Below are 18,425 nucleotides of genomic sequence, written 5' to 3'. Positions count from 1 at the left end.
CGGCACTTGGGCCATGGGCCATTGCTCAAGAGGAGGTGTTCAATGCAGCCGATACTTCATACTGTCACGGCCATCGTAGTGGGAGGTGTCCTGTCATTGCCTCTGGCGGTGGGTGCCCTGGCAGAAACGGCCAAGGGTGCGCCCGGGGCCACTACGACGATCGATGGGCGGCAATTGCCCCCGCCGCCACCGCCCTTTGGCGGATTGATCGAGCGGCAGGCGACCAAATCCACGCCGTGGTGGCCGCCACAGGTTGTGCCGCCTGAAGGCGCGCCGAACGTTTTGTTGATCATCACCGACGATGCGGGCTTTGGGGTGCCGAGCACCTTCGGCGGGGTGATACCGACCAGGACCATGGACAAGCTTGCGGCAGAGGGTCTGCGGTTCACCTCCATCCATTCAACCGCACTCTGCTCGCCCACCCGCGCCGCGCTCATCACCGGGCGGAACCACCACTCAGTGGGCTTCGGCGTGATCTCTGAACAGTCAACGGGGTTCCCAGGGTACAATTCGATCATTACCGAGGACATGGCTACCATCGGGCGGATTCTGCGCGACAATGGTTACAACACATCGTGGTTCGGCAAGAATCACAACGTACCGGCCTTTCAGGCCAGCCAATCCGGGCCGTTCAACCAATGGCCGACGGGGCTTGGCTTCGAGTATTTCTACGGCTTCGTCGGCGGTGACGCCAACCAGTGGCAGCCGAACTTGTTCCGCAACACCACCCAGATCTACCCGTTCGACGGTGATCCCGATTGGAACCTGATCACAGGAACGGCCGACGACGCCATCGCCTGGATCACCGACATGCACCAGATTGCGCCGGACAAGCCCTTCTTCGTCAAATACGCGCCGGGCGCGACCCATGCACCGCACCACCCGACAAGGGAATGGGTCGAGAAGATCGAGGCGATGAACCTCTTCGACGGCGGCTATGAGGCGCTGCGCGAGACCATATTCGAGAATCAGAAGAAACTCGGTCTGGTGCCCGAAGACGCCACGCTTACGCCCTGGCCAGAAGACAAGATCAGGAAGTGGGAGCAACTGTCGGACGACGAGAAGAAGCTGTTCATCCGGCAGGTCGAGGTCTTTGCCGCATATGCCGCCTACAGCGATCACGAAATCGGCCGGGTGATCGACGCAATCGACGCGCTCGGCGAACTCGACGACACGCTGGTGATCTACATCAACGGCGACAACGGCACTTCGGCCGAGGGCGGCCCCGTCGGCACGCCGAACGAAGTGGCGTGGTTCAACGGCGTCGCCGAGATGCCGATTGAGACCCAGATGAACTGGTACGATGTCTGGGGCACCGAGGAGACCTACAACCACATGTCCGCCGGATGGTCCTGGGCCTTCGACACGCCGTTCGACTATTTCAAGCAGAACGCCAACCGCCTGGGCGGTGTGCGTCAAAACATGGTCGTCGCCTGGCCGAACGGCATCACCGACAAGGGCGGCAAGCGCGACCAGTTCCTGCACGTGATCGACGTGGTGCCCACGATCCTCGACGTGGCCGGCATCGATGCGCCCTTGGAGGTCGACGGCATCCTGCAGCATCCGATCGAGGGGGCAAGTTTCGCTTACCTCTTTGACAAGGCCAACGCGGATGCGCCAGCGCCGCGTGATACCCAGTACTTCGAGATGATGGGCCAGTGGGCGCTCTACCACGACGGCTGGATGCTGGCGACCAAGGTGAATCGCATGCCGTGGGAAACCCCCGGCACACCGAACCCCGATCCGCTCAACAACCAGGTTCTGGAACTTTATGACCTGACGACGGACATGAACCAGCAAAAGAACGTGGCAGCGGACAATCCCGACAAGGTCGAGGAACTCAAGGAGCTTTTCATTGCGGAAGCAACGAAATACCAAGTGTTCCCGTTGGATGCGTCCGTGACGTCCCGCCTCGCACAGCCGCGGCCCAACATCACGGCAGGCCGCACCGAGTTCGTCTATACCCGTCCGATGACCGGGCTTCCACAGGGTGACTCACCGAGTATCCTGAACTCGTCCTACACCTTCACGGCCGAGATCGAGGTGCCCGAGGGCGGGGCAGAGGGTATGATCGTGACGTCGGGCGGGCGGTTTGCCGGTTACGGGTTTTATTTGAAGAACGGCATACCAGTCTTCACCTGGAACATGCTGAATCTGGAGCGGATCCGGTGGGAAGGTTCCGATGCGCTTCCGCCCGGAAAGCACACCATCGAGTTCGACTTCCAGTACGACGGGCTCGGGGCCGGTACCCTTGCCTATGGCAGCACCAGCGGTCTTGGCCGGGGCGGCACCGGCACGCTGAAAGTCAACGGCCAAGTAATCGACACCAAGGAGATGAAGAACACGATCCCGACAATCCTGCAATGGGACGAGAGCTTTGACATCGGCTCCGACACGCTCACAGGCGTCTACGACACCGACTACAAGCCCCCGTTCCCCCTGACCGCCACGCTCGAAAGGCTGACGATCAAAGTCGATCGACCGCAGCTCGGTGAAGCGGACATCAGGAAGCTGGAAGCTGCGCGGCAAAGTGCAAGCGACTAGGCAAACGCCGGGCAAAGGATGAGGTCTTTTGTCCGGTTCATGGCCATCAATCCGGCAAGTCTCTACGGGCAGCAACGGTAGGCGAACGAGATGAACCTGGTTCGTGTCAGTGGACGTGGTGCAATTCCATCGACGCTGCCAGTGCAATCCGGGTAGCCGTCGAGGTGTATGGTCGAGGTTCAGGACCGCTTGAGCGCCTTGGTTTCGGAGCGTTCAAAGAAGTTGGGGGTTGGTGGTAGCGGAGGAGGGACTTGAACCCCCGACACGCGGATTATGATTCCGCTGCTCTAACCAACTGAGCTACTCCGCCACGAGTGAGAGGCGATTTAAGGGAGGGGGCAGGGAGGGTCAAGAGGGAAAAGCACGAACACGGCGGGGAATGCGCGTGCCGGAATTCGGCGCGCCAGGGGGCCTTTGCGCGGGTTCAAGCCGTGGCCGGAAGCGCGGCGACACGACGGATGAAATCGGCGCATTCCTCGGGCGCGGTGATCGGAACCATGTGGCCTCGTGCATCGAGTTGTTCGTAGGACAGGCCATGCGTCACCATCGGCGCGCCGTGGTCCAGAGGGGACAGGATCGCGTCGTCCGCCCCGAACAGCACCCCGCCGGGAACCCGCAATTGGCCATAGCGCGCAGACAGTTCTCCGATGCTGGCATTGGCGCCAACCATGTCCTGCGATGCCGTGACGAAGGCCGACGGGCGCAGGCCAAGCGCGCCCCCGGCCTTTTCCAGAAAATCGCCGGGTACCGGTTCGGGCGCGAAGACATGGGTCAGCGCCTGGGCGGCGGTGCGCCGCGCGATGGGGACGGCCAGCGTCTGGCCGATCAGGTGGCGCAGCCATTCGGAACGGATCTCGAGCGGCTTGAAGACCGCAGGGGTGTCTGGAACCGCATGGGTCAGCGGGCACAACAACGCCAGTCCGGCCGTCTTGGCGGGTTCGTCCAGCGCCATGGCCAGAGCGACGGCGCCACCCAGCGAATGCCCAACGAGAAGAGGATCGGTGATGCCCTGCTTGTCGAGAAACTCCCGGATCATGGCGGCTTGCCGCGGGAGGGCCGCCAGGTCGGCGGAGTCGCGGGTGGAATAGCCGCAGCCGGGCCGGTCGAGTGCGATGACGTGAAAGTCCTTCGCCAGATCGTCCATCATGGCATAGGTGAAATGCTGAAGCTGCCCGGAGAGGCCGTGGATCAGGATCACCGAGGGGCGACCCCGCTCTCCCGCCTCGACGAAATGGATGCTGCCTCCGGCCACAGGCACGACCCGGCCGAGTTGGGGGACGAGCACCGCTCCCTGCCTCGCAAGCCTGCGGGTCAGCAGGTGAAATCCGAACAGAATGGCGGCAATGAGCAGGGCCAGGGCGGCAAGGATGCTCAGGAAGGCGGACATGTCATGGCTCTCCGGCTGCTGGTTCGATTTCGACGTACTGCTCCAGTCCCGCACGCCGCATTCGGGTTTCGTATTCCGATACGGTACCGGGCCAAAGGGTCGTGTTGCGCCCTTCACCATCCTGATACCACGAGGTGCAGCCGCCGGCCTGCCAGACGCTGTCGGCATGCCGGTCCCGCATCTCCTGTTCGAACGCAGCCTGGTGTCCGGGATTTGCGGTGACGACGGAGGTGCCGCGCTCCCTCATCTGTTTCAGCACCTGCCCGATATGCCGGACTTGCGCCTCGATCATCAGAACCACCGAATTGTGCCCCAGCCCCGTATGCGGACCAAGCAGGATGAACAGGTTGGGAAAGCCGGAAACCGCCGTGCCCAGATGCGCCTGCATCCCGTCGGCCCAGGCCGTACGCAGCTGCAAGCCGTTCTGGCCCGAGATGTCCAGCCGGTCCATCGCGTCGGTGACGTGGAACCCGGTTCCCCAGATCAGCACGTCGGCCTCGACCTCGGTGCCATCGGCCGCCACGATCCTGTTCTGCACGATCCGTTCGACACCGTGGGGAACGACCGACACGTTGCTGCGGGCCAGCGTGGGATACCAGTCGTTGGAACTGAGCACCCGTTTGCAGCCGATGCGATAATCGGGGGTCAGGTGTTGTCGCAGTTCGGGGTCGGCAATGGCGCGCTCCATCCCCCGCTGCCACATTTTCATCGCCAGACTCACCGCCCGTTTCTCGCCCCGAAACACGCGGTGACGGAATTCGTACAAGTGGTAAATCAGCCGGCGGCGCAGACGGGCCAGCATCGGAAGGCGCCGATAGAGCCTGCGAACCCAGGGCCGGATCGGGCCGCCGGGGCGCGGCAGAACGTAGGGAGGCGAGCGCTGGAAAACCGTCACATGCCCCGTGGTTCTCGCGATCTCCGGTACGAACTGGATGGCAGAGGCCCCGGTGCCGACCACCGCGACCCGTTTGCCGGAAAGGTCGGTTGAATGATCCCATTCCGCCGAATGAAAGCGGGGTCCGGGAAAGCTTTCCGCACCGGGAATCTCCGGCACCGAGGGAACGTGCAGAGCCCCGACCGCCAGGATCAGAAAGCCCGCCGACCACCGCTGACCTGCATCGGTCTCCACCTGCCACCGCGCACCGTCCCACCGGGCAGATTTCAGAGCCTGAAAGAAATGGCAGAGCTCATAGAGGTTTTCGGATCGCGCGACGTCTTGCAGGTAGGACTGGATCTCGGCCCCGCCTGCATAGCTGGCGCTCCAGTCTGGATTGGGATGGGTGGCCATGGAGTAGAGATGCGAGGGGATGTCGCAGGCCACGCCGGGATAGGTGTTCTCGCGCCAGGTGCCGCCGATGTCACCCGCTTTCTCCAGGATCGCAATGTCCTTGATACCGCAGCGGCGTGCCTCCATCGCCATGATGAGGCCGGAAAACCCCGCGCCCACGATGAGCATGTCCGTCCGCTGTACCATCCGCGTTCGACCCCTTTCCGCCAGACAGGGTGGCCGTGCATCGCCACAGTAGAGGCTTGGCGGCAGTTGTGAATAGCGTGTCGTGGGGTCAATCCCCGATGTTGATCGCTGAAAGATCGGGCTGTGGCAGCGTGTCGAGCAGCCGGAACACCTCGGCCCGGCAGGATTTCCCGACCCAATCGGCGGGAAAGAACACCTCCGGCAGGTCGGGATGGCGCAGCACCACCCGCCGCCAGCGATGCACGATCAGGGTTCGCAACGTGGCGGTTTGAAGGGGGCCGGGAATCCAGCCCTTCGGACGCGTCTCAAAAGTGTGACGGGCGGCATCGCGCAGGCTGCGGCAGGCTTCACGCAGATCGGGCGGGCAAAGGCGGGTCTTGAGCCAATCGGGCGCGGCCCGGGCCGTCACTTCGAAGGCGACGAGATCTTCGCAATTCTTGGGCGGCGGACCGGCCCCGAGCGCAACGTTGCGCCCGATCGCGGTATAGTCCCGCGTCAGCATCAGATCGTCCAACGTGTGAATGCCCGGGCCTTCCTCGGCAATCAGCAGATGCCACTGGCCGGGGGTTTCCGGGTCACGGGCATAGATCCGCGGCGTGACCCTTGCCGACTGGGTGCGGCCGTAGCTTGTCAGAAAATGCCGGGATTCCCGCCCGCTGCGCGCGCTTTCGATCCAGCCGTCCTTGCGCAGCCGGTGCAGGGCGACCCTGATCGCTTCGGGCTTGATCCCCATCGGTTCGATGATCCGGGTCAGTGCCCCGCCCGATATCTGCGCGCCCCGGTCCTGAGCGAGATCGCCGAACAGCGATACGATCACTGACCAGACCCTCAGAGTCTGAGGGTCGGCCAAAGCAGCCACCGATGTGTCGAACCAAGTCGTTTCGCGCGCCATGCAGACAGTCTAAGCGCGCGAACCGGATTAGAAAATCGGTTTCCGCACATGCGGTGAAGCCGGAAACCAGGCCGCGCGCATGGATCAGTAGGCGTTCATTGTCAGCAACTCGTACTCGGCCACCAGTTCGTCGTCCTGGTTGGTCAGGGTGACGTGCCAGCGCACTTCGCCATATTCGTCGGTCCGGCGGGTCTTTTTCTTGACCGTCAGGCGCACCTTGATGCTGTCGCCCGCGCTGACCGGTTTCATGAAGCGCAACCCGTCCAGGCCGGTATTGGCCAGCACCGGGCCTTCGTTCGGCTCGACGAACAGCCCGGCCGCAAACGAGAGCAGCAGGTAGCCATGCGCCACGCGCCCCGGGAAGAAGGGGTTTCGCTTGGCGGCGTCCTCGTCCATATGGGCATAGAAGGTGTCGCCGGTGAATTGGGCGAAATGCTCGATATCGTCCATCGTGACCGTGCGCGAGGCGGTGTGCAGGGTTTCCCCGATCTCCAACTCGCCAAAGCGGCGGGTGAAGGGGTGGGCGGGGCCTTGGATCTCGGTGGCACCCGGCACCCATTTCTCGCCGATCCGCGCCAGCATGTCCGGCGAGCCCTGAACGGCGGTGCGTTGCATGTAGTGCTTTACACCACGCACGCCGCCCATCTCCTCTCCGCCACCGGCGCGGCCGGGGCCGCCGTGGACCATGTGCGGCAGGGGCGAACCGTGACCGGTCGATTCCTTCATCGAGTCGCGGTTGTTGAGATAAATCCGTCCGTGCCAGGCGCCTGCGCCCATCACCACCTCGCGCGCAACCGTAGGGTCGTGGGTGATGACCGAGGTCACAAGCGAGCCCTGGCCGCGATTGGCGATGGCGACCGCGTGGTCCAGATCGCGGTAGCCCATGACCGTCGAGACCGGGCCGAAGGCCTCGGTGTCATGCACGCGCTGGGCCTTGTCCGGGTCGGCACAGTGGAACAGCATCGGCGGCACGAAGGCACCCTTGCCCGCGTCGGCGCCCTGCACCTCGAAGGCGTCCGGGTCGCCAAAGACCCGCTCGGCCTCTTGCCCGATGATCTCGGCCTTTGCCAGAACATCGGCCTTTTGCCCGTTGGACACCAGCGCGCCCATGCGGGTGGTTTCCAGCCGCGGGTCGCCGATCACGGTCTTGGACAGGCGGGCGGTCAGCGCCTCGATCACCGCGTCCACCTGCGTCTGGGGTGCGATGATCCGGCGGATGGCGGTGCATTTCTGCCCCGCCTTGGTGGTCATTTCGCGGCTGACTTCCTTGATGAACAGGTCGAATTCCGGCGTGCCCGGCTGGGCGTCGGGGCCGAGGATCGAGGCGTTGAGGCTGTCCTGCTCGGCCACGAAACGCACCGAATTTTGCAGGATCACAGGGTTCTGCCGCAGCTTCAGGGCGGTGTCGGCCGAACCGGTAAAGCTGACCACATCCTGACAGGTCAGGCGGTCGAGCATGTCGCCCAGCCCGCCCGAGACCAGTTGCAGCGCGCCTGCGGGCAGGATGCCGCTGTCGAGCATGATCTTCACCGCCAGTTCGGTGACATAGCAGCTGTTGGTGGCCGGTTTCACGATGGCCGGAACGCCTGCCAGCAGGGTAGGGGCCAGTTTTTCCAGCATCCCCCAGACCGGGAAGTTGAAGGCGTTGATATGCACGGCGACGCCCTGCAACGGGGTGCAGACGTGCTGGCCGAGGAAGGTGCCGCCCCGCGACAGTTGCTCCACGTCGCCGTCCAGATAGACATGGCCATCGGGCATCTCGCGACGGCCTTTCGAGGCAAAGACGAACATGGTGCCGATGCCGCCGTCGATGTCGATGAGGTGATCGTTCTGGGTTGCTCCGGTATTGAAGCTGAGGTCGTACAGCGCCTGTTTCTGCGCGTTCAATGCCTGCGCCAGCGCCTTGAGCATCCTGGCGCGGTCATGGAAGGTCATCTTGCGCAGGGCCGGGCCGCCCGTGGTGCGGGCATAGTCCAGCATGGCCTGCACATCCAGCGTGCCGTTGCCCGCGGTCGCAAAGGGCTCACCGGTGATGGCCGATGCGATGGTGCGGGCGTCCTTGCCGGGCGCGATCCATTCACCGGCGGCAAAGCTGGAGATCTCAAGAAGGCTCATGTCGGTCCCTTTCCGGTTCGGTTGAGGGTGGTGCTGCGCGTCAGTGGCCCAGAGCGCCCATCTGTTGTGGCAGATAGAGTACCACGATGGGAACCAGCACGATGAGGGCCAGGCGGAAGATGTCGGCGACCCAGAACGGAGTCACGCCGCGAAAGATCGTACCGGTCGAGACATCCCCGACCACGCCTTTCAGGATGAACACGTTCAGGCCCACGGGCGGGGTGATCAGCGAAATCTCGGTCACCACCACGACCACGATGCCGAACCAGATCGGATCATAGCCCAGCGACGTGACGAGCGGGAAAAAGATCGGCACGGTCAAAAGCAGCATAGAAAGCGATTCAAAGACGCAGCCAAGGATGATGTAGATGCCGAGGATCATCAGGATCACCGCAAAGGGCGACACCTCATAGGCCGTGACCAGCGCGATCAGGGCTTCAGGAAGTCCGGCGAGGTTGATGAAGTTCGAAAAGATCTGCGCGCCGATCAGCACCGAGAACAGCGCCGCAGAGGTAAAGCTCGTCTCTTTCAGCACTTCGAAGGTCGAACCCACGGTCAGCCCACCCCGGAACAGCGCGATCAGGAAGGCTCCCGCCGCCCCCATCCCCGCGGCTTCCGTGGGCGAAAAGGTCAGGTTCAGCGGGTGGAAATCGAACGCGCCATAAAGGCCGCCGATCACGAGGAAGAACAGCAGCAGCACGGCCCAGACTGAGCCCAGCGCCCGGAACCGCTCGCCCCAGTCCGCGCGTTCGCCGGCCGGGCCGGCCTCGGGGTTGCGCCAGACGGTCCAGCGCACGGCGAACAGGTAGAACAGGATGCCCAGCAGGCCGGGAATGATGCCGGCCATGAACAGCTTGCCGATCGAGGTTTCGGTCAGCAGCCCGTAGATGACCAGAATGACCGACGGCGGGATCAGGATGCCCAGCGTGCCGCCCGCCGCGATCGAGGCGGTGGACAGTTCGTCGGAATAGCCATAGCGGCGCATCTGCGGCATGGCGACCTTGGACATGGTGGCCGCAGTCGCCAGCGACGAGCCGCAGATGGCCGAGAACCCGCCGCAGGCGGCAACGGTTGCCATGGCGATGCCGCCGCGCATGTGGCCCAGGAAGGCGTTCGATACGGCGTAGAGTTCCCGCGCCATGCCGCCCTTGTTGACGAACAGGCCCATCAGGATGAACAGCGGCACGACCGACAGGCCGTAATCCTGCGCCGTATCCATGATCTGACGGCCTACCATCGACATGGCGGCCTTGAGCCCGCGCTCGTCGAAGATCGAGCCGCCGCGCTCATAGGCGAAACCAAGCGTGCCCACGAGACCCATGGCAAAGACGATGGGCAGGCGGACCAGCACCAGAACCAGGACGAGGGCGAATCCGATCAGTGCGGCAGTCATTGGGTCTGCTCCGACAGGTATTGAGGTGCGAACAGGTGCAGAAGGCCGGTGATGATCATGATGATCGCCGTGACGGCGACCGAGATCGCGATGAACCAGCCCACGACATAGGTGGGGATCGAAAGGTATTCGGTGACGTCCCCGTATTCGCGGGCACGTTCCGCCAGCACCCAGACGCGCTGGACCGGCCAAAACAGCATCCCGCCGCTGACCAGATAGATGACCCCGTCGCGGACGCGGTCCAGCCGCAGGCGATGAAACAGGTTGTCGGTCAGGTCAACCGCGATCTGACCGTTCGTGACGGAAATGATGGGGAGCACCGAAAACACCAGAACCGCCATCAGGATGCGGGTGAGTTCCGTCGCGGCTTCGATGGGTGCGTTGAAGACCGAACGCAGGATCACGTCGCAAAAGGTCATCACCATCAGGATGAACAGGGCGATGCAGGCCACCAGCACCGGAACGAAGCTGGCCTTGCGAACCAAGTGAATGAGGGATGTCATGGGGCTCCTCCCGGGGCGAAGGGGGCGGCGACGGGCCGCCCCCGATGCTGGCTCAGTTTCCGGACAGCTCCGAATGGATCATGTCGTACGCCGCCTGCGCATCGACGCCGGCTTCGGTGACTTCGGCGATGACCTTGGCCCGGATGTCGGCGGCGATCGCCGCGAACTTCTCCAGGTCGGCCTCGGATGCGGCGTTGATGGCGTTGCCTTCGGCCGCTTCGGTCTCGGCGCGTCCGATGGCGTCGATTTCGTCCCAGATCTTGCCGATCTCGCGGCTCAGCGGTTCGCCGAACACCTTCTCTTCCAGCGCCTGCTGGATGTCCTCGGGCAGGTCGGCAAAGGTGTCTTCGTTCATGATGAAGGCGAAGGAACCACGATACAGCCCGCCCGGCATCTCATAGACGTTCTGCGCCACTTCAGTCAGCTTGAAGCCTTTGCGTGACTCGAGCGGCATGACGACGCCATCGGCGGCCTTGGAGGCCAGTGTCTCGTACACCTTGGGCGCGGGCACCTGAATGCCGGTCGCGCCGAGGGCCGAGCCCACGTCACCGCCGACACCGCCGGGGATACGCACCTTGAGCCCCGAGATCTGATCCAGCCCGGTCACGGATTCGCTGGAATGCAACTGCGCGGGACCGTGGGTGTGCAAGGCGACGACCTTGACGCCGCGGTGCTCGTCGGCCTCCTTGAGATACTTTTCGTATGCGCGCCAATAGGCGACCGAGGCTTCCTCGGCCGTGCCTTCATAGCCCGGAAGCTCGATCAGCTTGGTGGTCACGAAACGGCCCGGCTGGTAGCCGTGGAAGATGATCGACGCGTCGGCCGCGCCGTCCATGATCAGGTCCATCTGGGCCGGCGGCGGCGCGATGCCCAGTTTCAGTTCCGCCGTCACCTGGCCGTCGGTCGCTTCTTCGATCATCTCGACGAATTTGGGCCACATCTTGGCGTTGATGCCATGGGTCGGCGGCGCCCAGCTCGAGATGGTGAGCGTATAATCCGCGGCCATCGCCACGGTGCCGGAAACCGCCAGCGCGACGGATGCCAACAGGGTGGTCAGTTTGGTGAGTTTCATGACTGGATCTCCTCCTCCTAAATGTGAGTCGTGAATGCGTTAATGGTCCTTTTTGTAACCATCAACAGGGTACCATTGTCTGGACTTCGTTCGCGATCCGCCAGGAGTTCGGGCTCTCATCGGCGACCAAGCGCATGGTTTTTCGTGTCTTTTCCCAACCGCGGGTGCGCGCCAAATGCATCGGCCCGCCGCGCCAGCGCGGAAACCCGTAGCCGTGGATCTGAACCATGTCCACGTCTTCGGGGCGCTCTGCGATTCCCTCCTGCACGATCAGCGCGCCCTCGTTGGCGAGCACGGCCAGCAGCCGGTCGGATATGTCCGTTTGGCTGAAGGCGCGCCGCGTGATGCCTCGCTCCGCCGCGTAGTTGCGGATCAAATCTTCGACTTCGGGATCGCGTTCCGGCCTGCGGCTGCCGTCAGTGTATGTGTACCACCCCTTGCCGCTGCGCTGGCCAAGCCGGCCCATCTCGCACAGCGCGTCGGCGATCCGTTCGTACCGCTCTTTCGGATCCCGCGTCGCGGCCTGCCTCTTGCGGTTCGCCCATGCGATCTGAAGACCGGTGAGATCCTGCAGCTCGAACGGTCCCATCGGAAGGCCCTCGGCCCGCATCGCTGCATCGATCTCGTGCGGCAGGGCGCCGTCGGCCAGCAGATACTCGGCCTCGCGCCGATAGGCTGCCAGCATCCGGTTCCCGATGAATCCGTCACAGATGCCGGACAGGACCGAGACCTTCCCGAGCCGCTTGCCCAGCGCGAATCCGGTGGCCAGCACCTCGGGTGATGTGTCGGGCGTTCTGACGATTTCCAGCAGCTTCATCACATGCGCCGGGCTGAAGAAATGCAGGCCCAGGCAGCGCGATGGGTTGTCGATGCCGTCGAAGATTTGCCTCGGGTCCAGATAGGAGGTGTTCGTCGCAAGAATCGCGTCCCGCGCCATGGTTGCCGAGAGCCGGGCGAACACGCTCCTTTTGACGTCCAGATCCTCAAAGACCGCCTCCATCGCGAGATCGGCCGAGGCCGCATCGGCGTAGTCCTCGGTGGTCGTCAGCCCGTCCAGCATGGCGCACTTCTGGGTGTCGCTGATCTTGCCGCGCTTGACACCGCCTTCGATGAGTCCGGCGATCCTGTCTCGGGCATCCGATGCGGCATCGGCGTTGCGCTCGACCAGCACGACGGACAGCCCGCCGCTCAGACAGGCCATGGCGATGCCGGCCCCCATCAGGCCACCGCCGACGATTGCGATACGGTTCAGATCGCGCGGCCGGATCGTGTCGATCGCCTTCGGCTTGCTGGCAGTCCGCTCGGCAAAGAAGGCATAGCGCAGCGCCTTGCTCTCGTCGGACCGGCGCAATTCAAGATGCAGCGCGCGTTCGTTCGGCTGGCCCTCGTCAAAGGGCAAGGCCGCCCATTGCAGGGCCTCCAGATTGAAGAGGGGCGATTTCTGCCCCTTGGCGCGTTTCGCGAGTTCCTCGGCAATTCCCGCGAGAGACTCGCTGTCCAGCGGTTCAGCGATGCGGTCGCGGACCTTCCGGGGCCGCGGCGGCAGGTCTTGCACGAAGTCTCGTGCAGCCGCCCTCAGGTCACCGGAACAGATCCGGTCGATCCCGCCCAGTTCCGCCAGTTCCCTCGCATCGAACAGCCGGCCGGAACATGCCATGTCGATTGCCGCCCGCATCCCCAGCAAGCGCGGCGCACGCTGCGTCCCGCCGGCGCCGGGGATCAGGCCGACATTGACTTCGGGCAGGCCGAACTGGGTGCCGTCAAGGGCGATCCGCCAGGCACATCCCAAGGCGATTTCAAGACCGCCACCCAGAACGCTGCCATGCATGGCGGCCACGAAAGGCGTTTCGCTGTCCTCAATCAGTTGCACGACATCGGGCAAATGCGGTTCTTCGGGCGGGCGGTCGAATTCCGACATGTCTCCACCGGCGACGAAGGTCCGGCCCGCGCAGATCAGGATGGCCACGCGCGCGCCTTGCACCTCGGCGACCGCTCGGGCCAGGCCCGCGCGCACCGCCGTGGACGTGGCGTTGACGGGTGGATTGTCGATCTCCACCCAGGCGATGTCGCCTTCTCGCGCAACGGAAACGACCGAATGATCAGCCATGTCTTCGCCTCTGAAATACGGGAATCAGTTCTTACTTATTTATTGACCAACCGTTCGGTTTATGCAACAACATTGTCGTAACTTTCGCAAAGCGGACATGAGATGAGCGACACGATTCTTGCGCAAAGCCATGGGAATTGGGTTGAAATCACCCTCAACCGCCCGGACCGGCTGAACAGTTTCACGGATGAAATGCACCATGCGCTGCGCGCGGCCCTGGAACAGGCGCGTGACGATGGCGCACGCGCGGTTCTGCTGACGGGCGCGGGCCGCGGTTTCTGCGCAGGGCAGGATCTGGGGGACCGCGACCCGTCGAAGATGGATGGCCCACCCGATCTGGGCAAGACCGTTCGCACGTTCTATGCGCCGCTTGTGCGCCTCATCCGGTCTTTGGAGTTTCCGGTCATCTGCGCGGTCAACGGTGTCGCCGCCGGGGCCGGCGCTAACATTGCTCTGGCCTGCGACATCGTGCTGGCGGCGGAGTCGGCCAAGTTCATCCAGTCCTTCGCCAAGGTCGGCCTGATCCCCGATACCGGCGGCAGTTGGCTCCTGCCGCGCCTTCTGGGCGAGGCCCGCGCCAAGGGTCTGGCACTGACGGCGCAACCGCTGCCGGCAAGGCAGGCCGAGGAATGGGGCCTGATCTGGAAGGCGCTGCCCGACGACAGGCTGATGGACGAGGCCCGCGCCATGGCCGAGCAGTTCGCGAATGGTCCGACGCTGGGTCTTGGGCTGACCAAGCAAGCGATTCAGGCAGCGGCGGTGAACACGCTGACCGATCATCTTGAACTGGAAGCGGACGCCATGAAGACCTGCGGCGAGAGCGCGGACTACGCCGAAGGTGTCACCGCCTTTCTGGACAAACGTGCCCCCAGGTTTCAGGGAAAGTGAAAATGACGCCGAGACAACGCGCGGAAAAGGCTGCGGCGGCCATGTGGTCCGAGGACGACGCCTCGAAATGGGCCGGGATGGAGATCACCCATATCGACGAAGGCACCGCGACGCTCGAAATGACGGTCGAGCCGCATCACTGCAACGGGCACAAGATCTGCCATGGCGGCGTGACCTTCATGCTGGCCGACAGCGCCTTTGCCTTTGCCTGCAACAGCCGCAACCAGTCCACGGTCGCGCAGCACAACGTGATCAGCTACATCGCTCCGGGCCGGCTGGGCGACCGGCTGATCGCAAAGGCCACCGAACTGAGCCTGAGCGGTCGCAGCGGAATCTACGATGTCACCGTGACCAATCAGCATGGCCAGAAGATCGCCGAGTTTCGCGGGTTTTCCCGCGCGATCAACGGCACCCTTTTTGACGAGAAATGAGGCGAGGAGGACGCCATGAAGGATCTGACCCCGAACAAAGCCGATCTGGATCCGATCGAGATTGCGTCGATCGACGAGATCCGAAGCCTGCAACTGCAGCGGCTGAAATGGTCGGTGCGCCACGCCTATGACAATGTACCGATGTACAGGCAGCGGTTCGACGACGCCGGCGTGCATCCCGACGATCTGCGGTCGCTGGGCGATCTGGCCAGGTTCCCGTTCACCTACAAGAACGATCTGCGCGACAATTATCCGTTCGGCCTGTTCGCGGTGCCGCGCGACCGGATCATCCGCCTGCACGCCTCGTCGGGCACAACCGGCAAACCGACCGTCGTGGGCTACACGCAGGCGGATATCGACAACTGGGCCGATCTGGTGGCGCGTTCGCTGAGGGCTTCGGGGCTGCGCAGCGGCGACATGATCCACAACGCTTACGGCTACGGTCTCTTCACGGGCGGTCTGGGCGCGCATTACGGGATCGAGCGACTCGGCGCGACGGTGGTGCCGATGTCGGGCGGCCAGACCGAGAAACAAGTTGGCCTCATCACCGACTTCAAGCCGGACGGGATCATGGTAACGCCGTCCTACATGCTCAACATCCTCGAACAGTATCACAAGGTGGGTCTCGACCCCCGTCAAAGTTCGCTGTCGGTTGGTGTGTTCGGCGCCGAGCCCTGGACCGACGCCATGCGCAAGGAGGTCGAGCAGGCCTTCGACATGCACGCCGTCGACATCTACGGCCTGTCCGAGATCATGGGGCCGGGCGTTGCCAACGAGTGTGTGGAAACCAAGGACGGTCCGGTGATCTGGGAGGATCACTTCTACCCCGAGATCATCGACCCGCAGTCCGGCGAGGTTCTGCCGGACGGCGAGATGGGGGAGCTGGTCTTCACCACGTTAACCAAGGAGGGCCTGCCGATGATCCGGTACCGCACCCGCGATCTGACGCGGCTCTTGCCGGGCACTGCGCGGTCGATGCGGCGGATGGAGAAGATCACCGGCCGCAGCGACGACATGATCATCCTGCGCGGCGTCAACGTCTTCCCCAGCCAGGTCGAGGAACAGGTGATGGCCACCGGCGGCATCGCTCCGCACTATCAGATCGAGCTTTACAAATCCGGCCGGATGGATGCCATGCGGGTCTATGTCGAGGCGCTGCCGGACGCGGCCGACGAACTCAGCAAGACGGCCGCCGCGCGCATGTTGACCAAGCGGATCAAGGACATCGTTGGTGTTTCCACCGAGATTGTAGTAGGGGAACCCGGCGATGTCGAACGCAGCCAGGGCAAGGCCAAGCGCGTTGTCGACAACCGAGACAAGGAGTGAGGCTTGGCCCGTACCATCGCCAAAGACCATGACCAGAAGCGCGCGCAGATCCTGAAATCCGCCGCGCGCGTCTTTGCCCGCGAGGGGTTCGACCGGGCATCCATGACCCAGCTCGCCCGCGAATGCGGGATCTCCAAGGCCAACATCTACCACTACTACGACAGCAAGGACGCGATCCTGTTCGACATCCTCGAGACCTATCTGCGCGAATTGCGCGACCTGATCTGCGGCATCGAGATGGACGGCCTGGACGCACCCGCCCGGTTGCACAAGGTCGTGGCCGAGATTCTGCTGGCCTATCAGGGCGTCGATGACGAACATCGCGTGCAGACCAGCGGCATGTCCGCACTCCCCGAGGAACAGCAGAAGCTTTTGCGCAGCTATCAGCGCGACATGGTCGAATTTCTCAGCGGGATCATTGCCGAGAACGCGCCTGAGGTCTTCAACGGAAATGCGGCCAAGCTGCGATCTACCACGATGTCGGTCTTTGGCATGCTCAACTGGTACTATATGTGGAATTCCGGCGCCGACGGCGCGGCGCGACGGGACTATGCCAGACTCGTCAGCGACATGACGCTGCACGGACTGCGCGGGCTCTGAGCGGTCTTACAATCTGCTGACCGGCTTCGCGGAACGCTGGAAGCCGAACGCGATTCCTGCTTCACTGGGTGCAGGAGGGCGAACATGCAGACGCCGGAAAGCTTCGAGAAGTTCTATTTTACCAAGGTCGGGCTCGGCGAAGCCTGCGGCTGCGCCGAGAAGATCATCGACGTGTACGAGTTCAATCGGCGGGGTGGGACACCGGGAAAGCCAGCCGCCCCGGCCCGCACGACGCGGCGTCGGTCCCTGCGGTCGCTGGCATTGAAATACGGCTTGATCGGCCGTCCGCGCGGCTAGCCGAGCGGGCGGCATCCTGGGCAGGGTTCGGGCAACGGTCGGAGCCGGCCCGCTCAGGGCTTCCTGAGACCCAGCTTTTCGACGGCGCTGCCGGCTTCGGCTTCCCAGCGGGTTCGCAGTTCCGCATTCGTGGATTTCCGCAACCCCATCGCCCGCAGGCTGTCCGCCTTTTGCGAACTGCCGCTGCCGAAGCTTGCGGATACCCGCGGCCACCAGTAGGCGACCGAGTCCTGCATTTCGGCGGCCTTGCCCTGCTCGATCAGCTTCGCCGCGCCCTCCAGCGCCAACTCGCCATGATGCGCCTCGATGGGCGCGATGACGCGGAACGCCTCGGCCAGCGGCTGATAGGAGATCAGGGAAAACTCGGCCAGCTGAACCGCCACGGCCCGGCTCATCAGCAGGTTCATCGTCACCGCATCCACCCAGCCTTCGATCGGATAGTTGAACACGGCAAGGCGCATGTCGTGCTCGGATCGGGTCGCACCGATATCGGCGTTGCGGTCAAGGCGGGCGGTCCAGGGGTGGTGGTTCACGTATCGTTCGGTATTTGCACCGAATTCGCCCATGATACGCAATACCCTGTCGGCGTTGTCGGTCTTTTCCAGGACGATCTTCGCCGCCGCGATCCGTTCCTTGATCCCCGGACCTTCGTTGATGATGTCGGCGAACCCCGCCGCACCGGCCAGTTCGCTGTCCACGAAGGTCGCCATCAGCTTCATCAGCTCGCCGCGATAGCGCGGCGGCACGTTCGTGGGGTTGGTCAGAACGCCGCCTGCCGCCAGGTAGCTTTCGATCGTCATGTCTTCGGCCATGGTTCCTCTCCCTTACTGGTCGTAATCGACCACGACGGTGTCGGTCAGCGGGAAGGCCTGGCAGCTCAGCACATAACCCTTCTCGACTTCGTAATCCTCAAGCGCGTGGTTTGCGACCATCTCGACCTCGCCCTCGATCACCCGGCACCGGCAGGTCGAGCAGACCCCGGCCTTGCAGGCAAAGGGCGCGTCCATCGCATTCTCCAGCGCCGCGTCGAGGATCGAAAGATCCTTGGGCATGGTGATCGATTGTGTCGCGCCGTCCAGCGTGATCGAGGCTTTGGTCTGGTTCGCGCTGGTGGCCGCATCCGCGGACACCACCTTGCGTTTGGCGCGCCCCGGCTGGGCGCTGGCGAATAGCTCGAACTTGATCTGGCTGTCGTTCAGCCCGTGCGCGCGCAGCGCCGCCGCGATGCCCAGCATCATCGGCTCCGGACCGCAGATGAACGCCGTGTCCACGTTCTCGATGTCGATCCAGTGTTCGAAAAGCTCGGCGCATTTCTCTTGCGTCACCAGTCCGGTGAACAGGTCGATTTCCTGCGCGTCCGTCTCCAGAATGTGGATCACGTTCAGCCGGCCCATAT

16 protein-coding genes and 1 tRNA gene are annotated in these 18,425 nt (G+C 63.6%); 6 read left to right on the top strand and 11 right to left on the bottom strand.

The genetic code is table 11. The annotated features are described in order from the left end of the window. The first annotated feature begins 42 nt into the window (after positions 1-42). Positions 43-2,544 carry an arylsulfatase gene (locus tag AC2FNJ_RS06590; protein ID WP_496763386.1) on the top strand — a complete coding sequence of 834 codons (2,502 nt, stop codon included), beginning with the start codon at positions 43-45 and terminating at the stop codon, positions 2,542-2,544. 233 nt (positions 2,545-2,777) lie between these two features. Here AC2FNJ_RS06590 and AC2FNJ_RS06585 read toward each other — a convergent pair. The 9 genes from AC2FNJ_RS06585 to AC2FNJ_RS06545 form a co-directional block, all read right to left on the bottom strand. Continuing rightward, a tRNA-Met gene (locus tag AC2FNJ_RS06585) sits at positions 2,778-2,854 on the bottom strand. A 114-nt stretch (positions 2,855-2,968) separates the two neighbouring features. After that, the gene (locus AC2FNJ_RS06580; RefSeq protein ID WP_496763384.1) at positions 2,969-3,931 is read right to left on the bottom strand and encodes an alpha/beta fold hydrolase; all 963 of its coding nucleotides are present in this window, start codon (positions 3,929-3,931) and stop codon (positions 2,969-2,971) included. 1 nt (position 3,932) lies between these two features. Continuing rightward, positions 3,933-5,405: a flavin-containing monooxygenase gene (locus AC2FNJ_RS06575; RefSeq protein ID WP_496763383.1), complete on the bottom strand. Its 1,473-nt coding sequence runs from the start codon at positions 5,403-5,405 to the stop codon at positions 3,933-3,935. Between the two features lie 88 nt (positions 5,406-5,493). Then, entirely contained in the window at positions 5,494-6,297 is an 804-nt protein-coding gene (locus AC2FNJ_RS06570) for a PaaX family transcriptional regulator C-terminal domain-containing protein (protein WP_496763381.1), read from the bottom strand. A gap of 84 nt (positions 6,298-6,381) precedes the next feature. Beyond that, positions 6,382-8,412 (bottom strand): phenylacetic acid degradation bifunctional protein PaaZ, encoded by a 2,031-nt coding sequence (gene paaZ / locus AC2FNJ_RS06565; protein ID WP_496763379.1) that lies wholly within the window; start codon positions 8,410-8,412, stop codon positions 6,382-6,384. Positions 8,413-8,452: 40 nt separating this feature from the next. Continuing rightward, positions 8,453-9,805: a TRAP transporter large permease gene (locus AC2FNJ_RS06560; protein WP_496763378.1), complete on the bottom strand. Its 1,353-nt coding sequence runs from the start codon at positions 9,803-9,805 to the stop codon at positions 8,453-8,455. Next, a complete protein-coding gene (locus AC2FNJ_RS06555; RefSeq protein ID WP_496763376.1) occupies positions 9,802-10,308 on the bottom strand; it encodes a TRAP transporter small permease in 507 nt (168 codons plus the stop codon). The genes AC2FNJ_RS06560 and AC2FNJ_RS06555 overlap by 4 nt, the downstream gene beginning before the upstream one ends. Before the next feature lie 52 nt (positions 10,309-10,360). After that, the gene (locus tag AC2FNJ_RS06550) at positions 10,361-11,380 is read right to left on the bottom strand and encodes a TRAP transporter substrate-binding protein (RefSeq protein ID WP_496763375.1); all 1,020 of its coding nucleotides are present in this window, start codon (positions 11,378-11,380) and stop codon (positions 10,361-10,363) included. A gap of 61 nt (positions 11,381-11,441) precedes the next feature. Beyond that, positions 11,442-13,487 (bottom strand): FAD-dependent oxidoreductase, encoded by a 2,046-nt coding sequence (locus tag AC2FNJ_RS06545; RefSeq protein WP_496763374.1) that lies wholly within the window; start codon positions 13,485-13,487, stop codon positions 11,442-11,444. Positions 13,488-13,589: 102 nt separating this feature from the next. Here AC2FNJ_RS06545 and paaG point away from each other — a divergent pair, with 102 nt between their 5' ends. From paaG to AC2FNJ_RS06520, 5 genes are all read left to right on the top strand, one after another. Next, complete coding sequence (gene paaG / locus AC2FNJ_RS06540) at positions 13,590-14,375, top strand: 2-(1,2-epoxy-1,2-dihydrophenyl)acetyl-CoA isomerase PaaG (protein ID WP_496763372.1); 786 nt, start codon at positions 13,590-13,592, stop codon at positions 14,373-14,375. A 2-nt stretch (positions 14,376-14,377) separates the two neighbouring features. After that, positions 14,378-14,806 (top strand): hydroxyphenylacetyl-CoA thioesterase PaaI, encoded by a 429-nt coding sequence (paaI, locus tag AC2FNJ_RS06535; RefSeq protein ID WP_496763371.1) that lies wholly within the window; start codon positions 14,378-14,380, stop codon positions 14,804-14,806. 15 nt (positions 14,807-14,821) lie between these two features. Next, a complete protein-coding gene (gene paaK, locus AC2FNJ_RS06530; RefSeq protein ID WP_496763370.1) occupies positions 14,822-16,132 on the top strand; it encodes a phenylacetate--CoA ligase PaaK in 1,311 nt (436 codons plus the stop codon). A gap of 3 nt (positions 16,133-16,135) precedes the next feature. Beyond that, the gene (locus AC2FNJ_RS06525; protein ID WP_496763368.1) at positions 16,136-16,732 is read left to right on the top strand and encodes a TetR/AcrR family transcriptional regulator; all 597 of its coding nucleotides are present in this window, start codon (positions 16,136-16,138) and stop codon (positions 16,730-16,732) included. Between the two features lie 84 nt (positions 16,733-16,816). Further along, positions 16,817-17,029, top strand: coding sequence for a hypothetical protein (locus tag AC2FNJ_RS06520; protein ID WP_496763366.1), 213 nt, complete (start codon positions 16,817-16,819; stop codon positions 17,027-17,029). 53 nt (positions 17,030-17,082) lie between these two features. Here AC2FNJ_RS06520 and AC2FNJ_RS06515 read toward each other — a convergent pair whose 3' ends face one another. Continuing rightward, positions 17,083-17,841 carry a Phenylacetic acid catabolic protein gene (locus AC2FNJ_RS06515; RefSeq protein WP_496763365.1) on the bottom strand — a complete coding sequence of 253 codons (759 nt, stop codon included), beginning with the start codon at positions 17,839-17,841 and terminating at the stop codon, positions 17,083-17,085. Positions 17,842-17,853: 12 nt separating this feature from the next. Further along, on the bottom strand, positions 17,854-18,425 hold a 572-nt coding region (locus tag AC2FNJ_RS06510), incomplete at its 5' end, for a 2Fe-2S iron-sulfur cluster-binding protein (protein WP_496763364.1).

The organism is Ruegeria sp. BHSB196 (assembly GCF_059613135.1).
Note: the sequence above shows the minus strand (reverse complement) of the source record. Positions and strands in the feature narration are given on the sequence as shown.